The following is a 16,708-nucleotide window of genomic DNA, read 5'->3' as shown; positions in this document are numbered from 1 at the left end:
TGCATTGCGGCGAGGTCGTGACAATTTCTGCAGCATGACCCAGGAATATGCTGCATCCCGCCCCTACCTGCCCGACCCTGCTACTGCGCCGGAGCTGTTCGACGGCCTGCTGACGCGACGGGTGATCGCCTATTTCATCGATCTCGCTGTGATGGGCGCGCTGGTTCTGGCGCTGACCATTGTTGGCGCCATTCTGGGCGTGCTGACATTCGGGCTGGCCTTTGCCTCGCTGGTCTTCGTCATTCCCGCAGCGATCGTGCTCTATTATGCGGCGACGCTCGGCTCGCCGCGGCGCGCCACGGTGGGCATGCAGATGATGGATATCGTGCTGACGCCGACGCGCGGCCAGCCGCTCGATGGCTGGATGGCCATTCTGCACGCGCTGGTCTTCTGGCTGACCTTCTGGATCTGCTGGCCGATTTCACTGCTCTTCGCGCTGTTCACGCCGCGCCGGCAGATGATCCACGATCTGGTGGTCGGCACGCTGATGGTGCGTCGTTCGCCGATGATCCGCCACTGGCAGAATGCGCGGAGCAGCGCCTTTTACTGAAATATTGCGGGCGGGGGACGGGAGGGATACAATCAGAGGATTGTAGCCATGGGTCGTAGATGACCGACCAGTCGCCAGAGACTACTCAACTCTTTCTTACAGCTGCCATGCCGTGCCCCTATTTGCCGGGCCACATGGAGCGTAAATTGTTCACGCACCTCAGCGGGCGCCGTGCGTCAGCGCTGCATCATGTGCTGAGCGACAATGGGTTTCGCCGCAGTCAGAACTTGATTTATCGCCCGGCCTGCGAGGGCTGCAATGCCTGCCAATCGGTGCGAATCGTGGCGGGGGAATTTGCAGCATCTGGGCGGTTCCGACGGGTATTGCGCTGCAATGCCGACCTTTCCATCACCGTGCGGCCGACGACGGCGACGGTGGAACAATACGAACTGTTCAAGCGCTATCTCGACTCCCGACATGCCGGGGGCGGCATGACGCAGATGTCGTATCAGGACTATGAATATATGGTCGAGGATACGCCGGTTCAGTCGGTGCTGGTGGAGTATCGGCTGCGCGATCATCCCGACCAGACGTTGGTGGCCGTGGCGCTGACCGATGTGATGCCCGATGGGCTGTCTATGGTCTATTCGTTTTACGACCCCGACCTGGCGCAGCGTAGCCTTGGGACGTTTCTCATTCTCGACCATATCGCGCAGGTGCGCTCGGCGCAGTTGAACTATGTGTATCTGGGCTATTGGGTGAAGGACTCGCCCAAGATGGCCTACAAGGCACAGTATCGCCCGCTGGAAGTGCAGCGCGGGCATGCTGGATGGTGCCGGGTCGAGGACTAGGTCCTCTCGCCTCACACCACCATATCAAACACGATCAATCCATCCCTGCCGCCTTCGAGCGAAGCGACAAGCTTTGCGCCTGCCGCCTTGTGGTCGGGATGGATGAGGTAGGCGTCGCGGGCGGCTTCGTCGATGAAATCCATGGTGAAGCCGTCGACGAAGCCCTGGTGGACGCCTTCGGGGGAGACGTTGGGGCCGGCGGACATGGCGAGGAAGCCGGGGACGACTTCACGTAGAGATTCAAGTTCGGCGTAGATCGCGGTGCGATCTTGCTGCGTTACTTCAGGACGGAAACGGACGAGGACGCAGTGGCGGATCATTTTATTGAGTCCTGTGAATCGGTTGGGACGGGAAGCTCATTCGGCAAGGCCCCCCTCACCACGTCACCCTCGGGCCTGACCCGAGGGTTCTTTACTTGTCAGCGGCGTCGCCAGTGCAATCCCCTCGGATCAAGCCCGAGGGTGACGACGTGTGTGCGGCGCACGGCCCTCACCCCACAAACTTATTGTTCTTCGGGAAGCCCGTCGGCGGTTGGCGGCCGGCGGTGGCGCGGTCGGCGAGCCAGTCGGTCAGTTCTTCGGTCGGCTTGGAATAGGTGCGGCCCGAACTGTCAGTCCAGGTGAGGCCGTCGGCGGCGTAGAAGGTCTTGATGTCGGAGATGCCGCCATCCTTGTAGCGCTGCAGGCGGACGCCCTTGCCGCGGCTCATGGTGGCGAGCTGGGCCATGGGGAAGACCAGCAGCTTGCGGTTTTCGCCGATGGTGGCGACGCGGTCGCCGTCGCAGGGGACGATCAGGCGTGCTTCTTCGGGCAGCGAGACATTGAGGATCTGCTTGCCTTTTCGCGTGTTGGCGATCAGGTCGTCCTCGGGGACGATGAAGCCGTAGCCGGCCGAGGAGGCGATGACACGCTTGGAGCCGGGCCTGTAGACGAAGAGCGCGACGATATCCTGCCCCTCTTCCATATCGACCATGATGCGGACGGGTTCGCCCTGGCCGCGGCCGCCGGGGAGCTTGTCGGCGCCGAGGGTGTAAACCTTGCCGCCGGTCGTCAGCATGAGGAGCTTGTCGGTCGTCTCGCAATTGAGCGCGAGCTTCAGGCGGTCGCCTGTTTTAAAACCCTTTTCGTCGACTGGGGCATTGTGGCCCTTGGGCGCGCGGATCCAGCCTTTCTCAGAGAGGATGACGGTGATCGGCTCGCGCTCGATGAAGGCTTCGGTGATTTCGGCGGCGTCGGCGGTCGGGGCGTCGAAATAGATGGTGCGGCGGGCGCCGAGAGCGTGGGGCGTCGTGCCATCGGCTTCGAAGAGCGGGTAGGCTTTCTTCAGCGCTTCGACCTGGCGCGAGATTTCGCCCCACTGCTTCTTGTCGGAGGCGAGGAGCGCTTCGAGCTTGCCCTTTTCGGCCGTCAGGTTCTCGTGCTCCTTGCGGAGTTCGATTTCTTCCAGCTTGCGGAGGGACCGCAGGCGCATGTTGAGGATGGCTTCGGCCTGATTGTCGGTCAGCTCGAAGGTTTCCATCAGGCTTTTCTTGGCATCGTCCTCCTCACGGATGATGCGGATCACCTCGTCGAGATTGAGATAGGCGATGATATAGCCGGCCAGCACTTCGAGGCGGTTGGCGATCTGTTCGAGCCGGTGTTCGCTGCGGCGGACGAGGACGACCTTGCGGTGATCGAGCCAGGCGCGCAGGGCATCGGCGAGACCCATGACGCGCGGGGTGGAGCCGTGGTCGAGAACGTTGAGATTGAGCGGGAAACGGACTTCGAGCTCGGTGAGCTTGAAGAGCTGTTCCATGAGGATGACCGCATCCACCGTGCCGGCGCGCGGCTCGAGCACGAGGCGAATGTCGTCGGCGCTCTCGTCGCGCACGTCTTTGAGAAGCGGCAGTTTCTTGGCGAGAAGCAGTTCGGCGATCTTTTCGACGAGACGCGATTTCTGCACGCCATAGGGGATCTGGGTGACGACGATCTGATAGACGCCCCTGCCCTTTTCTTCCTTGCTCCAGACGGCGCGATGGCGGAAGGCGCCACGGCCTGTTTCATAGGACTGGACGATGGAGGAGCGGGATTCCACAAGGTGCCCGCCGGTCGGGAAATCGGGGCCGCGGACGAGATCGTCCATGCTGGGCGGGGCGGAGAGATCGGCGTGGATCAGCTCTTCCGTCGTCGCTTCGGGATTGTAGATGAGTTTCAGCGCCGCGTTGCAGAGCTCGACGATATTGTGCGGCGGCACCGAGGTCGCCATGCCCACGGCGATGCCGGTGGAGCCATTGGCGAGGAGGTTCGGGAAGTTGGACGGAAGAACGACGGGCTCTTCGTCTTCGCCGTCATAGGTCGGACGAAAATCGATGGCGTTCTCGGTGATGCCCTCAAGCAGACGCATCGAGACTTCGGTCATGCGCGATTCCGTGTATCGCATGGCCGCGGCGCTATCGCCGTCGATGTTACCAAAATTGCCCTGGCCATCGACGAGCGGATAGCGGAGGGCAAAATCCTGCGCGAGGCGGACCAGGGCGTCGTAGATCGACTGGTCGCCATGCGGGTGGAACTTACCGATCACGTCGCCGACGATACGGGCGGATTTCTTGTAGCCCTGGCCGGGGTCCAAACGCAGCAGGCGCATGGCGTGGATGATGCGGCGATGGACCGGTTTCAGGCCGTCGCGGGCGTCCGGCAGGGCGCGCTGGGTGATCGTCGAGAGGGCATAGCTCAGATACCGCTCTTCGAGCGCCTGCTTGAGATCGACGATGCGCTGATCGTCTGGCGGCGGGAGGGTATCGGAGTCGGACATGCGTAACTCAGTTCAGGGGAACGAATCAGGAGCAGAGTATAGCGGCCCCATGGCAAAGCGACAGGAAAGCCGCGGATTTCTTGGGGATTGTAGCTGGGCAACTGAGGGCCACGATCTCACTTCTCCCCTTGCGGGAGAAGGTGCCCCGAAGGGTTACCGAATTCGCAGTTCGCGAATTCGGTTGGGATGAGGGGTATGCGATTTCACAACGCGCTCCTCTGCGGAGGAGAGAGTACCCCTCACCCTGATTTTCTGCTGAACGCAGAAAATCTGTCCCTCTCCCGCAAGGGGCGAGGGAAGGTCAGTGGGTGTCGCGGCTTAAGAGATCCACCAGGGACTCGCGAATGGAAGGCTGATCAATCTGCCTGGCCGACCAGATGTGCCGATCCAGAAAATGACCGGTCAGCTTGAAGGCGTTGCGGATGTCGTCGGGCGAGGCATTGCCGCGTTCGTGGAGGAAGCTGGGGAGCGGCAGGAGGCGGTCGAGATAGGGCGCGGCGGCGGCGCGGGAGACTGCGCGGCCGGTTTTGGGGGAAACGTGGGTCAGGTCGGTGGTAGCGCCGGTGGCGGCGCAGCTCTGGAGGTCGAGGCCGAAGCCGAGTTCGTCGAGGAGAGCCAGTTCGAAGCGGGCCAGCGCGGCGCCATCGGGGGCGTGGTCGATAAGCGAGAGGGCCTGACCGAGGAGGCTATCGTGGGGGTCGCGCTCGGGGAGGAGGCGCAGGTGGTCGCAGACGAGTTGGGTCAGGTAGAGGCGTGTGCGGTCGGCCATGAGGTCGGCGGCGCGGCTTTGCATGAGATCGACGGTGAAGGTGCCGAGATGGTCTTCGAGGCGGGCGCGCCAGGTGAGCTGGATAGTGTTGCCGACTTGCAGGGCGGGCGCGAGCTTTGAAGACCGGCCGCCGCGCACGAGGCCGAGGCAGCGTCCGCGGCCGGCGACCATGGCCTCGGCGATAAGGCTGGTTTCGCCGTGGCGGCGGACGCCAATAAGCAGGGCTTCACCGGTCCATTCCATGGGCGAAACGCTAGCGCGCCAAACGCCGGTCGAGAAGGACCATCAGCCAGCCGGCGGCCAGATAGGCCAGCGTGATGACGATGACGGTCACGGCGACCTGCGGAATGCCTAGATCGATATAGTCGATGAACGGATAGGCGAAATGCCCCTGGGCCGTTCCGCGCACGAGGGCGTAGACGAGATAGACCACGGGATAGATCGCCCAGATCAGGGGATCGCGCATAGTCAGGGCGCCGCGCGGGACGAAAAGGAGCCAGAAAAGCGGCACGACGACAGGGGTCACCATGTGCAAAAGCACGTTGGCTACGGCCGCGCCGGCGGTCAGGTCGACGAGACCGCGCAACAAGAGCGCATAGACAATGCCCACCAGCGCAATGTTGATGGCGACGAAGGCATGGGCCCGCGGCCCCAGTCCATCGCGGCGCAGCGCCTGGATGGTGAAGGCGATGGCGACGAGGAGATTGGTGAGGACGGTGAAATAGCCGGCAAGCACCCAGATGGCGCCGAGCAGAGAACCCGTGAGACGCCACTGGGCTTCGACATGGATGCCGATGCCGACCCAGGCGACGAGCGCTATGACGATAGCAAAAAGTCGCGCAAACCGGGCTGACAGCATTTCTTTCCCCCTACTCGGCGCGCTCATCAAGACCCTGTTCCAATCGGCTACGCAAGGCCCTCAGCACTTCGGCGGCAGCTTCGATCCGGGCGACGTCCATGCCTTCGGCCAGGCCATCGACCCAGGGTCGTTGCAGCTTGTGAATAGAGACGAATGTGGCCTGGCCCTTGTCGCTGAGGCAGACGAGCTTGGCGCGGCGATGGTGCGGATTATCCCGCAGTTCGACCAGCCCGGCATCGGCCAGTTCATTGACGAGGCGCTGCACGCTTTGGCGCGTGAGGCCCATGTCGCGGGCGATATGGGCGACGGGCTGCGGGCTGTTTGCCATGGCGACCGTGCCCAGCACCTGCCATCGGGCGCTGGTGAGGCCGAGAGGCGCGACGAGCTGATCGCCGGCCGCCACCAGCGCGGCGTTAGCGCGGAAAATGTCGAGGAACAGGGCGCTGAGCGCCGTGGATGAATTCATATTGACAGCATCGTACCGTTTTGACAGCATACTGTCAATTCAACAGATCGGTTGAATGACTCAGCATGGAGACCAGAGATGAACACCTCAGCGCAAGCCAAGAATGCTTCCGTTTTTCGTATCGACAGTTTTGCCGTGCCGGCGGAGGCGCGCGAAGCCTTCATGGCGCAGGTGCGGGACACCAAGGATTTCCTCGACCAACAGCAGGGCTGCCTGCAAAATCTGGTGCTTGAGCACCATTCCGGCGCGCAGCGCTTCAATATGGTGACCGTGGTGGAATGGGAAAGCGAGGCGGCCTTTGCCAATGCCAAGACCGCAATGAACGAAAAGCGAGGGATCAGTGGTTTTGACCCCGCCCAGTTCCTCAACACGCTTGGCATCGAGGCGAATATGTCGAACTACGCGGCCGTGCCCTGAGGGGCGCGGCTACTTCTTGTTCTGCGGAAATTCCAGGCCCATTTCCTGATAGCGCTCCGGATCATCCGCCCACTTTTCGCGGACTTTTACGAACAGGAAGAGGTGGATCGGCACCTCGTACATTTCCATCAGTTCCTTGCGCGCTTCCGCGCCAATGGCCTTGATGGTCTGGCCGCCGGCGCCGAGCACGATCTTCTTGTGGCTATCGCGGGTGACGTAGACCACCTGGTCGATCTTGTAGGAGCCGTCCTTCTGGATCTTGAAGGATTCTGTTTCGACCGTGGAATTGTAGGGAATCTCGTCGTGGACGCGGAGGAACAGCTTTTCGCGCGTGATCTCGGCGGCGGTGATGGCCATGGTGAGATCGGTGAGGTGATCTTCCGGGAAATGCCAAGGACCGGGCGGGATGTGTTTTACGCACCAGTCGATGAAGTCCTGCACGCCGTGACCTTTTAGGGCCGAGAGCATGAAGGTGGCTTCGAAGCGCATGCGCTCGTTGAGCGTTTGCGAGAGGGTGAGAAGGCTTTCGTGCTTGACCGTGTCGATCTTGTTGAGGATCAGCACGCGCGGCTGCTTGATGTTTTCGAGACCCTCAAGGAGGATTTCGATATCGGGGGTGATGCCGCGATCGACGTCGATGATGAAGGCGACGAGATCGGCATCCCCTGCCCCGCCCCAGGCGCTTTCGACCATGGCCCGCTCAAGCCGGCGTTTTGGCGCGAAAATGCCGGGCGTGTCGATGAAGACGAGCTGGGCTTGATCGAGCGTCAGCACGCCGCGGACCTGCGAGCGCGTGGTCTGCGCCTTGTGGGTGACGATGGAAACCTTGGTGCCGACGAGGGAATTGAGCAGCGTCGACTTGCCGGCATTGGGGGCGCCGACAAGGGCGATGAAACCGCAGGAGGTGTTGGCGAGTTCGGCGGGTTCGGTCATCAGCGTTCCTTCCAAACCTTCTGGCGCTTGAGGAAGTCCTCGGCGGCCTTGTGTTCGGCAATCTTTTTAGAGGGGCCAGTCGCCGAGATGCGGTCAAAGCCGGCGAGATCGATGGCGATGGTGAATTCGGGGGCGTGATCGGGGCCGGTGCGTTCGACCAGCGCATAGGTCGGCGGTTCGAGGCCACGGGCCTGGGCCCATTCCTGCAGGGTCGTCTTGGCATCGGCGCGATGGGTTTGGCCATCGGCGATAAATTCTTCGAAATGGCGCTCGATGAAGGTGCGCGCTTCTTCGAGGCCGCCATCAAGATAGATGGCGCCGATGATGGCTTCGGTGACGTCGCCTAAAATGGCTTCCTTTTCGGCGCCACCAGTGCGGGCCTCGCTGTCGCCGAGGATGAGTTCGGGGCCGACTTCGAGCTGGCGCGCGATGATGGCGCAGGTTTCCTTGCGCACGAGGGTATTGAGCGTGCGGCTCAATTCGCCCTCATTGGCCTTGGGGAAGCGGCGATAGAGCATGTCGGCGACGACGAGGCCGAGCACGCGATCGCCTAGAAATTCCAGGCGCTGATAGGAGCGCTCGACGCGCTTGCCGGGGGAAACGGCGCTCGAATGGGTCAGCGCACGAGCGAGAAGGTCCGGATCGGCAAAATTGTAGCCGATCCGGACCTGAAGCTTTTCGTGGCTTTTGTCGCGCCGGCTCACGGTACGGGCGTCGTATCATAGGGCGGGTTGCCATAGACGGACTGGAACATGCGGTCCCAGCGGACATTGGCCGGCCACTGCCAGATCTGCCAGGGCGGAATATTGTCGCGGATGGAGAAGAAGCGGGCTTCGGCCTTGGCGATCAGGTTGACGGCCGGGACATAGCCGACCTGGGAGAGGACGCGGCTATCCGCCGAGCGGTCGCGATTGTCGCCCATCATGAAGAAATGGCCGGCGGGCACGACATATTCGGGTGTGTTGTCGAGCGGAGCGTTGTCGGAGATTTCCTGGATGATGTGAGTAGTGCCCTCCGGGAAAGTCTCGCGGTAGACCGTGACTTCGCGTGCATCGCCATTGCTGTCGGTGTCGGTGGCCGTGCCGACCTTTTCGCGTTCGACCATGGTGCCGTTGATATAGAGGCGACCTTCGATCATCTGGATACGGTCGCCCGGCAAGCCGACGATGCGCTTGATATATTCCATGGTCTGCGGAACCGGGCGGAACACGGCGATGTCGCCGCGGTTCGGATCGCGGCCGAGAATGCGGTTGGAAATCGGCAGTTCGAAATCCAAAAGGGCGAAGTCGCCGTAGCGGCCGAGCGAGAAGGAATGCTTGCCATAGCCCCAGACGAACTTGTTGGCGACGAAGTAGTCGCCGATCATCAGCGTCTGTTGCATGGACGCCGTGGGGATGGAGAAGGGCTGATAAAGGAAGAAGCGCAGAACGATGGCGATCAGCAGCGCTTCGACGATGACCACGAACGTATCCCACCACTCGTTGGCGGCGGATTTCTTGATGGGCTTTTGGGCGGATTGGGTCATTGCAATTCCAGGATCAGCGCTGACGAGAGCGTTAGACGCTTGCCCGAGACGGGTCAACCGGCAGCGCTTCGATGATGACGAAAGCCTGCGCCAGGCCCGCGTCGTCGGTAATTGTGATGTGGATATGGGGCTCGTGGCCCGGCGGGACAAGGCGCATTAGGGCGCGCAGGGCGCCGTTGGTGAGTTTCATCGTTGGCTTGCCCGAAGGCATGTTTACGACGCCCATATCGCGCCAATAAACGCCAGAACTAAGGCCGGTGCCGAGGGCCTTTGAGCAGGCCTCCTTGGCGGCGAAGCGCTTGGCATAGGAGGCGGCGCGTTGGGCCCGGCGGTCGGATTTTGCGCGCTCCAGTTCGGTGAAGCAGCGATGGGTAAAGCGCTCGCCGTGGCGCTCGAGCGCATGGGCGATGCGGTGGATTTCGATGAGGTCGGAGCCGAGGCCGATGATCATGTTTTTGGCCTTTCTTCCTTCTCCCCTTGAGGGAGAAGGTGCCCGAAGGGCGGATGAGGGGTCTGCGAGCGCATTACATGCTCCTCTGCGGAGGATGGATACCCCTCACCCTGGATTTTTGCTGAACGCAAAAATCCTGTCCCTCACCCTCAAGGGGCGAGGGAAAGAGAGGGGCTCCCGATCCTATTTCACGCCCTGAATACCGCGGCTGCCGGGCTTGATGGCGGGGATAGCGGCGAGTTCGGGGGGTAGCTGGTCGGCGGGATAGGCCGGCACCTTGAATTCGATGAGCGAGACCAGCGGCACGCCGACATCGGCTTCGCCGGCGGAGCGGTCGACGAGGCAAGCGGCGGCCACCACATTGGCGCCGATACCGCGCAGGGCGGCGACGCATTCGCGGATGGAAAGGCCCGTCGAGACGATGTCTTCGACGACGATCACCTTGTCGTCAGGCGAGATTTCAAAGCCGCGGCGCAGTTCGAACTGACCTTCGACGCGCTCGGTGTAGAGCGCCGGCAGGCTGAGCTGGCGGGCAGTTTCGTAGCCGGGGATGATGCCGCCGATGGCGGGCGAGACGACCTTGGTGACGCCGGGGACTTCGGCCTTGATCTTCTCAGCCAGTGCCTTGCAGAGCTTTTCGGTCTCGGCGGCGTATTGGAAGACTTTTGCCTTCTGCAGGAACAGCGGTGAGCGCAGGCCCGAGGACAGGATGAAGTGGCCTTCGAGCAGCGCGCCGCATTTGCGGAAAATATCCAGCACTTCATCTTTCGTCACGACGGGCACTCCTGTCTATCTTGCCGTCCCATTCCAAGGTCGAGATCATGCTCGCTTCCCTCAGGCCAGCCCGCTGGACGGCGGAAAGGCCGGGACTGCGCTTGAGCGTTGCCAGAACATCGGTCAATTGCGCAAGGTCGCGGACCTCGATTTCGAAAATCATCTGGTGGAAGTCGGGCGAAATCATCCGCATGACCAGATTGTTGATGTTCGCGTCGCACGAGGCGATGGCCGAGGAAATCTGGGCGAGAGAGCCAGGGCGGTTGACTGATTCCATCGAAATGACGGTGGCGTAGAGCTTGTCTTCGGTCGCCGCGACGTCCCAGCGCACATCGACCCAGGCGACGTCGCCGTCGTGTTTTTCGATCAGCGCGTCGGAATGGATCGGGTAGACGGTGAGCGGGGCATTGGGTTCGAGAATGCCGACGAGGCGGTCGCCGGGCACGACGCCCTCCCCCGACATGGTGACGGGGGTATGGAAATCGAGCTGGGCCAAGGCCGCCTTGGCATTGGGGCCGGCATGCTGGCCGCCGGGGACGCGGAACTTGAACTGGTCGGTGGCGCGCAGGGCAAACCAGCCGTCGGCCGTGTCAGCCACGGGCAGATCGAGCTTGCGACGGCGCTTGCGGATGCCCTTGACCTTTGCGAGGGCATTGCCGAGGTCCTCGCTGCCGATCTTGCCTTCGCCCACGGCGATGAGGAATTCGCGCTTGCCGGTCTGGCCGAGTTCTTCGGCGAGGGTCTTGCTCTCGCTTTCGTCGAGCATGACACCTTCGCGTTCGAGCATCATGTTGAGGACGTGTTCGCCAAGAGCGTAGGCGCGCTGCATGGTCGACTGGCGCACGGCGCGGCGAATGGCGGCGCGGGCCTTGCCGGTCGCGGCAATGCCGATCCAGTTGCTGGGCGGACGATGGTTCTGATCGCGTAAAATTTCGACTTCGTCGCCGGAGCGGAGCTGGGTGACGAGCGGCAGGATCAGGCCATTGATCTTGGCGCCGACGCAGGTGTCGCCGATGTCCGTGTGGAGCGCATAGGCGAAATCGATTGGCGTCGCACCGCGCGGCAGGGCGATAAGGCGCCCGCGCGGGGTGAAGCAGAAGACCTGATCCTGGAAGAGTTCGAGCTTGGTGTATTCGAGGAAATCTTCGGCCGAGATGCCCGAGGTCAGGTGACTGATCGACTGGCGTAGCGAGCCATAGGCCTGGGATTCATTCTCGATACGGCTGAGATTGGCCGAAGCGCCGTCCTTGTAGAGCGCATGGGCGGCGATGCCGAATTCGGCTATGCGGTCCATTTCCTCGGTGCGGATCTGCAGCTCGACGCGCTGGCGGCTGGGGCCCACGATTGTCGTGTGGATCGAACGATAGTCATTGTGCTTGGGGACCGAGATATAGTCCTTGAAGCGGCCGGGCACGACTTTCCAGGTAGTGTGGATGAAGCCGACGGTGCGATAGCACTCCTCGGTCGAGCCGACGATGACGCGAAAGCCGATCATGTCGGAGAGCTGTTCGAGGGCGATCGACTTGCGCTGGATTTTCGAAAAGATCGAATAGGGCGACTTCACCCGCGCTTTTACACGCGGGGTGATACCCTCGGCCGAGAGGCGCTCGGTCAGTTCGCGCGTGATCGTGTCGATGGTTTCCTTGTTCTCGGCCTGCAAATGCTCAAGGCGTTCGGTGATGGCCTTGTAGTGATCGGGCTGGAGAATGCGGAAGGAGAGGTCTTCGAGCTCGTTGCGCATATCCTGCATACCCATGCGGCCGGCGAGCGGGGCATAGATATCCATGGTTTCCTGCGCGATGCGCTGCTGCTTGTCGGCGCGCATATATTGCAGGGTGCGCATATTGTGCAGGCGATCGGCAAGCTTCACCAGGAGGACGCGAACGTCCTGGCTGATGGCGAGCAGGAGCTTCCTGAGGTTTTCGGCCTGGGCTTCCTCGCGGCTGACGAGATTGAGGCGTTCGATCTTGGTCAGGCCATCGACGATGGTGGCGATTTCGCCGCCAAAAATCTGGTCGATTTCGGCGCGGGTCGCGTCGGTATCCTCAACCGTGTCGTGCAGCAGGCCAACGGCGATCGAGGCGTCATCGAGCTTCAATTCGGTCAGAATGGCCGCGACTTCGAGCGGATGGTTGAAATAGGGGTCGCCAGAGGCGCGCTTTTGCGAGCCATGCTTCTGCATGGCGTAGACATAGGCCTTATTCAACAACTGCTCGTCGGCGTTCGGGTTATAGGCCTGAACGCGTTCGACGAGCTCATACTGACGCATCATGGAAGTCGCCGCTCTCGGAAGATTCCATACTTAGCGCGTTGATTGAAAATGGGAAGGGCGGGATTGGTGTTTTGCTTCAGAGACCTCATGGTGAGGTGCGAAGCGTAGCGCAGCCTCGAACCACGAGGTCGAGAGAGTGAAGGCCGTGGTGCCACGCCCTCGTGGTTCGAGGGTCGGCTGCGCCTCCCACCTCACCATGAGGGCTACTAGTACCGCCCAATGCAAAACACCCCCGGCGAGGCCGAGGGTGCTTCATCACTTGCTGATGCGTGCCAGAACGACTTAGTCGTCGCGGCGTTCCGGCGGAGCCAGGCTCTCGATGCCGCGCAGCAGTTCTTCTTCGCTGATCGTATCGAAGTTGATCGAGTCGTCGTCGCCGGCGCTTTCGATGAGCGGAGCAGCGTGGCTCTCTGGCTCGTCGACCTCGACATACTTCTGCAGCGAGTGGATCAGGTCTTCATGCAGATCATCGGGCGAAATGGTGCCATCGCCGATTTCACGCAGGGCAACGACGGGGTTCTTGTCGTTGTCTCGCGCGACGGTGATCTGGGCGCCGGAGGAAATCATGCGCGCACGATGAGCGGCCATGAGCACGAGGTCGAAGCGATTGTCGACCTTTTCGATGCAGTCTTCAACGGTGACGCGTGCCACGAACGTCTCCAAATTTGTGGGGAGAAAGTCTCCGCATACACCACGTTAACCGGGATGGCAAGCTTGACGGGCCAAAGCGACTCCCCTTGCGCTGCCGGTTCCGAGAAAATATACGGATAGAGAACTTAAGATAAGCGTCAGGGCGAGATTGCCTCGCCGCGCCCGGGGCAGATGGGCGCATTGTGATTGCAACCCACTCATTTCATTAAGGAAATTTGAAAAGCATGTCCGTAGATCCACGGGAGAAAATTGCGCTCTTCATCGATGGCGCCAATCTTTATGCCACGTCGAAGGCGATTGGCGTCGACATCGACTATCGCAAACTGCTCACCGAATTCAGCAGCAAGGCCTATCTTTTGCGGGCCAATTATTACACCGCCCTGATCGAGGATCAGGAATATTCCTCGATCCGCCCGCTGATCGATTGGCTCGACTACAACGGCTATACGGTCGTCACCAAGCCGGCCAAGGAATTCACCGACGCCCTCGGACGCCGCAAGGTAAAGGGCAATATGGACATCGAGCTCTGCGTCGATGCGCTGGAGCTCTCTCCCTATTTCGACCACCTCATTCTCTTTTCTGGCGATGGCGATTTTACCGCATTGGTCGCGGCGCTGCAGCGCAAGGGCAAGCGGGTGACGGTGGTTTCGACGCTGACCACGTCGACGCCGATGATCTCGGACGATCTCCGTCGGCAGGCGGACTTTTTCCTCGATGTAGCGGAATTGGCGAAGACGGTTGGGCGGCCACAGGTGCAGAGGCCGGTAGAGGCCTAGTCCACAATAATACGTCACCCTCGGGCTCGACCCGAGGGTTTTGTACTTTGTCGCGAAACCGGTAAGTGACGTGTCCTCGGGTCAGGCCCGAGGATGACGATTAGGGGGCGCCTCAGCCGCGCCCGCCTTCTTTCATGATGCGGGCCTTGTCGCGGTTCCAGTCGCGGTCGCGGCTGGTGGCGCGCTTGTCAAAATTCTTCTTGCCCTTGCCGATGCCGATAAGCAGCTTGGCGCGGCCCTGATCGTTGAAATAGAGCTTTAGGGGCACGATCGTGTTGCCGGCGCGGGCGACTTCCTGATCGAGGCGGGCTAGCTGCTTCTTGCTCACCAGCAGTTTGCGCGGACGCTTTTCCTGATGGTTGAAGCGATTGCCCTGCAGATATTCCTGGACGTGGGAATTGATCAGCCAGAGCTCGCCCTTTTCCGGAGAAGCATAGGATTCGGCGATCTGAGCCTTGCCCATGCGCAGCGATTTCACTTCCGTGCCGGTCAGTTCGATGCCGGCCTCGAGCGTGTCGCCGATCTCATAATCGAAGCGCGCGCGACGGTTTTCAGCCACGAGGCCGTGGCTGATCCATCCGTTCTTGTTCTTGTCGTTCTTAGGTGTAGCCATAAAGCTTAGATAAGCCCTGCATGACTCATTGCAAAGTCCATGGCGTCCTGCGTCGGCTTGCTGATCGGGGTCAGCGGCAGGCGCATTTCATTGGCGCAGAGGTTGAGCCGGTTTGCCACATATTTTGCGGGAGCCGGATTTGGCTCCATGAACAGGTCCTTGTGGAGGAAAGCCAGCTTGTCGTTGATCTCGCGCGCGCCGGCGAAATCGCCGGCCAGCGAGAGTTCCTGCATCTCAGAACAGAGACGCGGGGCGACGTTGGCGGTCACCGAAATGCAGCCATGACCGCCATGGGCATTGAAGCCAAGCGCGGTGCTATCATCGCCCGAGAGCAGGATAAAATCCTTGCCGAGCTTGACGCGCTGCATGGTGGCGCGTTCGAGATTGCCGGTCGCATCCTTGACGCCGATGATGTTGGCATGCGCATCGCGCAGGCGTACAATGGTGTCCACGGTCAGGTCGACAACGGTGCGTCCGGGTACAGAATAGAGAATGACCGGGATGCCGATCGCCTTGGCGACAGCCGAGAAATGCTGGAAGAGGCCTTCCTGGTTCGGCTTGTTGTAATAGGGCACGACCGAGAGCACGGCGTCGGCGCCGGTTTCTTCGGCGAACTTGGCCAGCGAAACGGCTTCGGCGGTCGAATTGGAGCCAGCGCCCGCGATGATCGGCACGCGCTTGTTGGTTACTTCGACGCAGATTTCGACGACGCGACGATGCTCTTCGTGGCTCACAGTTGGGCTTTCGCCCGTGGTGCCGACCGGCACCAGGCCGTGCGTGCCTTGGGCAATCTGCCAATCGACAAAGCTGGCGAAGGCTTTCTCATCAACTGCCCCATCGCGCATGGGAGTGATGAGTGCCGTAATCGAACCTCGCAGCATTTTGTCGGTATTCCTCAATTGGCCCGGAGAACCCGGGTTGCGCATGTCTGGGATTGTCCGAAGGGGCCTCCGGAGACGCGCACCATACTTTCAACTTCGATCTGTCACAAGGCGAATGGCGCGATCGCAGCGTTCCACGTAAAAAGCTGCGGCGCAAAAACATCAGGGGCTTGATTGCCGGGCCCTGGGGCAGGCACAACAGGCACAAAGCCCGAGGGCCTGAGGATAATCAATGTTGCGCAAACGGCGCGTCGTTCCGCCCGATCACAAGCCTTTTGCCGGTTTTCCGGTGCAATTCATCGAAACGTGCGACGCAACGGTGCGCGCGGCGGTGCATGTCACGGCGCCTCTCGTCCGGGGAAAAATACCGCTTGTGTGCCTCGCGGGCCTGCAGCGGAACATGAGCGATTTCAGCGATTTCGTCAGCTATTTCAGGCGTTTGGGGACGGGCAACTGGCCGGTGGTGCTGATCGATCTGCCTGGGCGTGGTCGGGCAGACGACCGGCCACAGGTGGGGGACTATAATTCACTGGCCGATGCGCGCGATGTCGCCGATATTCTCGCGGCGCTGGGTATTGGGCGGGCGATTATTCTCGGTCAGGGGCATGGTGGCCAGGTGGCCATGGCCCTGACGGCGGCGCATCCGCTGCTGGTGGCGGGTGCGATCCTGCTTGATGCCGGGCCTATGGTCGATTCCCGCGGCATCGTCCGATTGCGCAATAATCATAGGCATATAGATAGTTTGAGGGGGGCCAAGCGCGTTGCCGCCGGTCTCCGCCGCATGCTGGCGGGGGACTATCCGGAACTCTCGGAAGAGGCGCTCGATGCCCTGGCTCTGCGTAGCCACACGATCGACAAGCGGGGACGGGCGCGACCGCTGTTCGATGAGCGCTTGCTGGCGCCTTTGGAGACCATCAGCTTTGACGACGTGCTGACGCCACAATGGCCGCTCTTCGACGCGCTGAATGGCATTCCGCTCATGATCCTCCGCACACAACTGACCGATCAATTGCGGCGCGAAACCTATGAGGAAATGGTGCGGCGGCGGCCGGATGCCCTCGCGCTGACCATTGCCGGCCAGGGCTCCCCTGCCCTGTTCGACCAGCACGATGAAATCGAAGCCGTTGTCGGCTTCGTGTTCAAGGTTGGTACGCAGGCGCGGAGCAAGGCGGCCTGAGCTTCTGGCCCGA

19 protein-coding genes are annotated in these 16,708 nt (G+C 61.5%); 5 read left to right on the top strand and 14 right to left on the bottom strand.

Annotated elements, in window-relative coordinates:
- The first annotated feature begins 34 nt into the window (after positions 1 to 34).
- Together JP75_RS08510 and JP75_RS08505 are read left to right on the top strand one after the other, a co-directional pair.
- Positions 35 to 550, top strand: coding sequence for an RDD family protein (locus tag JP75_RS08510; RefSeq protein ID WP_035081580.1), 516 nt, complete (start codon positions 35 to 37; stop codon positions 548 to 550).
- 59 nt (positions 551 to 609) lie between these two features.
- Complete coding sequence (locus JP75_RS08505) at positions 610 to 1,341, top strand: arginyltransferase (protein WP_035081577.1); 732 nt, start codon at positions 610 to 612, stop codon at positions 1,339 to 1,341.
- An 11-nt stretch (positions 1,342 to 1,352) separates the two neighbouring features.
- On the opposite strand, the gene JP75_RS08500 is transcribed toward JP75_RS08505, so the two are convergent.
- From JP75_RS08500 to JP75_RS08480, 5 genes are all read right to left on the bottom strand, one after another.
- Positions 1,353 to 1,661 (bottom strand): Dabb family protein, encoded by a 309-nt coding sequence (locus tag JP75_RS08500; protein WP_035081575.1) that lies wholly within the window; start codon positions 1,659 to 1,661, stop codon positions 1,353 to 1,355.
- 169 nt (positions 1,662 to 1,830) lie between these two features.
- Positions 1,831 to 4,131 carry a DNA topoisomerase IV subunit A gene (gene parC, locus JP75_RS08495; protein WP_035081573.1) on the bottom strand — a complete coding sequence of 767 codons (2,301 nt, stop codon included), beginning with the start codon at positions 4,129 to 4,131 and terminating at the stop codon, positions 1,831 to 1,833.
- A gap of 301 nt (positions 4,132 to 4,432) precedes the next feature.
- On the bottom strand, positions 4,433 to 5,143 hold the full coding sequence (recO, locus tag JP75_RS08490) for a DNA repair protein RecO (protein WP_035081571.1): 711 nt from the start codon (positions 5,141 to 5,143) through the stop codon (positions 4,433 to 4,435).
- Positions 5,144 to 5,153: 10 nt separating this feature from the next.
- The gene (locus JP75_RS08485; protein ID WP_084587551.1) at positions 5,154 to 5,759 is read right to left on the bottom strand and encodes a Pr6Pr family membrane protein; all 606 of its coding nucleotides are present in this window, start codon (positions 5,757 to 5,759) and stop codon (positions 5,154 to 5,156) included.
- Between the two features lie 10 nt (positions 5,760 to 5,769).
- Positions 5,770 to 6,225: a MarR family winged helix-turn-helix transcriptional regulator gene (locus JP75_RS08480; protein ID WP_035081993.1), complete on the bottom strand. Its 456-nt coding sequence runs from the start codon at positions 6,223 to 6,225 to the stop codon at positions 5,770 to 5,772.
- 78 nt (positions 6,226 to 6,303) lie between these two features.
- On the opposite strand from JP75_RS08480, the gene JP75_RS08475 reads away from it, so the two are divergent.
- Positions 6,304 to 6,642, top strand: coding sequence for an antibiotic biosynthesis monooxygenase family protein (locus JP75_RS08475; protein WP_035081569.1), 339 nt, complete (start codon positions 6,304 to 6,306; stop codon positions 6,640 to 6,642).
- Between the two features lie 9 nt (positions 6,643 to 6,651).
- On the opposite strand, the gene era is transcribed toward JP75_RS08475, so the two are convergent.
- From era to rpoZ, 7 genes are all read right to left on the bottom strand, one after another.
- Positions 6,652 to 7,575: a GTPase Era gene (era, locus tag JP75_RS08470; protein WP_035081567.1), complete on the bottom strand. Its 924-nt coding sequence runs from the start codon at positions 7,573 to 7,575 to the stop codon at positions 6,652 to 6,654.
- On the bottom strand, positions 7,575 to 8,279 hold the full coding sequence (gene rnc, locus JP75_RS08465; RefSeq protein ID WP_035081565.1) for a ribonuclease III: 705 nt from the start codon (positions 8,277 to 8,279) through the stop codon (positions 7,575 to 7,577). Before rnc ends, era begins: the two co-directional genes overlap by 1 nt.
- On the bottom strand, positions 8,276 to 9,100 hold the full coding sequence (gene lepB / locus JP75_RS08460; protein ID WP_051960502.1) for a signal peptidase I: 825 nt from the start codon (positions 9,098 to 9,100) through the stop codon (positions 8,276 to 8,278). The genes rnc and lepB overlap by 4 nt, the downstream gene beginning before the upstream one ends.
- Positions 9,101 to 9,131: 31 nt before the next feature.
- The gene (gene acpS, locus JP75_RS08455) at positions 9,132 to 9,551 is read right to left on the bottom strand and encodes a holo-ACP synthase (RefSeq protein WP_035081562.1); all 420 of its coding nucleotides are present in this window, start codon (positions 9,549 to 9,551) and stop codon (positions 9,132 to 9,134) included.
- Positions 9,552 to 9,734: 183 nt separating this feature from the next.
- Positions 9,735 to 10,325, bottom strand: a complete 591-nt coding sequence (pyrE, locus tag JP75_RS08450; protein WP_035081560.1) for an orotate phosphoribosyltransferase — start codon at positions 10,323 to 10,325, stop codon at positions 9,735 to 9,737.
- Entirely contained in the window at positions 10,312 to 12,597 is a 2,286-nt protein-coding gene (locus JP75_RS08445) for a RelA/SpoT family protein (protein WP_035081558.1), read from the bottom strand. The genes pyrE and JP75_RS08445 overlap by 14 nt, the downstream gene beginning before the upstream one ends.
- A 282-nt stretch (positions 12,598 to 12,879) precedes the next feature.
- Positions 12,880 to 13,248, bottom strand: a complete 369-nt coding sequence (rpoZ, locus tag JP75_RS08440) for a DNA-directed RNA polymerase subunit omega (protein ID WP_035081556.1) — start codon at positions 13,246 to 13,248, stop codon at positions 12,880 to 12,882.
- A 224-nt stretch (positions 13,249 to 13,472) separates the two neighbouring features.
- Between rpoZ and JP75_RS08435 the strand changes: the two genes are divergently transcribed.
- Complete coding sequence (locus JP75_RS08435; RefSeq protein ID WP_035081554.1) at positions 13,473 to 14,024, top strand: LabA-like NYN domain-containing protein; 552 nt, start codon at positions 13,473 to 13,475, stop codon at positions 14,022 to 14,024.
- A 112-nt stretch (positions 14,025 to 14,136) separates the two neighbouring features.
- Here the strand turns inward: JP75_RS08435 and smpB are convergent, their stop codons facing one another.
- Together smpB and dapA are read right to left on the bottom strand one after the other, a co-directional pair.
- Positions 14,137 to 14,637, bottom strand: a complete 501-nt coding sequence (smpB, locus tag JP75_RS08430) for an SsrA-binding protein SmpB (RefSeq protein ID WP_051960501.1) — start codon at positions 14,635 to 14,637, stop codon at positions 14,137 to 14,139.
- Positions 14,638 to 14,642: 5 nt separating this feature from the next.
- On the bottom strand, positions 14,643 to 15,518 hold the full coding sequence (gene dapA / locus JP75_RS08425) for a 4-hydroxy-tetrahydrodipicolinate synthase (protein ID WP_035081553.1): 876 nt from the start codon (positions 15,516 to 15,518) through the stop codon (positions 14,643 to 14,645).
- A 232-nt stretch (positions 15,519 to 15,750) separates the two neighbouring features.
- Between dapA and JP75_RS08420 the strand changes: the two genes are divergently transcribed.
- Positions 15,751 to 16,695: an alpha/beta fold hydrolase gene (locus tag JP75_RS08420; RefSeq protein WP_035081551.1), complete on the top strand. Its 945-nt coding sequence runs from the start codon at positions 15,751 to 15,753 to the stop codon at positions 16,693 to 16,695.
- The last annotated feature ends 13 nt before the right edge of the window (positions 16,696 to 16,708 follow it).

The organism is Devosia riboflavina (genome assembly GCF_000743575.1).
GTDB lineage: Bacteria > Pseudomonadota > Alphaproteobacteria > Rhizobiales > Devosiaceae > Devosia > Devosia riboflavina.
The sequence above is the reverse complement of the archived record's forward strand: the minus strand, read 5'-3'. Positions and strand labels throughout refer to the sequence as shown.

Bases quoted from the DNA above. Each gene is read 5' to 3' on its own strand.
- JP75_RS08475 (WP_035081569.1), top strand. From the start codon at position 6,304: ATGAACACCTCAGCGCAAGCCAAGAATGCTTCCGTTTTTCGTATCGAC.
- JP75_RS08510 (WP_035081580.1), top strand. From the start codon at position 35: ATGACCCAGGAATATGCTGCATCCCGCCCCTACCTGCCCGACCCTGCT.
- JP75_RS08485 (WP_084587551.1), bottom strand. From the start codon at position 5,759: ATGCTGTCAGCCCGGTTTGCGCGACTTTTTGCTATCGTCATAGCGCTC.
- smpB (WP_051960501.1), bottom strand. From the start codon at position 14,637: ATGGCTACACCTAAGAACGACAAGAACAAGAACGGATGGATCAGCCAC.
- JP75_RS08500 (WP_035081575.1), bottom strand. From the start codon at position 1,661: ATGATCCGCCACTGCGTCCTCGTCCGTTTCCGTCCTGAAGTAACGCAG.
- parC (WP_035081573.1), bottom strand. From the start codon at position 4,131: ATGTCCGACTCCGATACCCTCCCGCCGCCAGACGATCAGCGCATCGTC.
- JP75_RS08505 (WP_035081577.1), top strand. From the start codon at position 610: ATGACCGACCAGTCGCCAGAGACTACTCAACTCTTTCTTACAGCTGCC.
- dapA (WP_035081553.1), bottom strand. From the start codon at position 15,518: ATGCTGCGAGGTTCGATTACGGCACTCATCACTCCCATGCGCGATGGG.
- JP75_RS08435 (WP_035081554.1), top strand. From the start codon at position 13,473: ATGTCCGTAGATCCACGGGAGAAAATTGCGCTCTTCATCGATGGCGCC.
- recO (WP_035081571.1), bottom strand. From the start codon at position 5,143: ATGGAATGGACCGGTGAAGCCCTGCTTATTGGCGTCCGCCGCCACGGC.
- era (WP_035081567.1), bottom strand. From the start codon at position 7,575: ATGACCGAACCCGCCGAACTCGCCAACACCTCCTGCGGTTTCATCGCC.
- acpS (WP_035081562.1), bottom strand. From the start codon at position 9,551: ATGATCATCGGCCTCGGCTCCGACCTCATCGAAATCCACCGCATCGCC.
- JP75_RS08420 (WP_035081551.1), top strand. From the start codon at position 15,751: ATGTTGCGCAAACGGCGCGTCGTTCCGCCCGATCACAAGCCTTTTGCC.
- lepB (WP_051960502.1), bottom strand. From the start codon at position 9,100: ATGACCCAATCCGCCCAAAAGCCCATCAAGAAATCCGCCGCCAACGAG.
- JP75_RS08480 (WP_035081993.1), bottom strand. From the start codon at position 6,225: ATGAATTCATCCACGGCGCTCAGCGCCCTGTTCCTCGACATTTTCCGC.
- JP75_RS08445 (WP_035081558.1), bottom strand. From the start codon at position 12,597: ATGATGCGTCAGTATGAGCTCGTCGAACGCGTTCAGGCCTATAACCCG.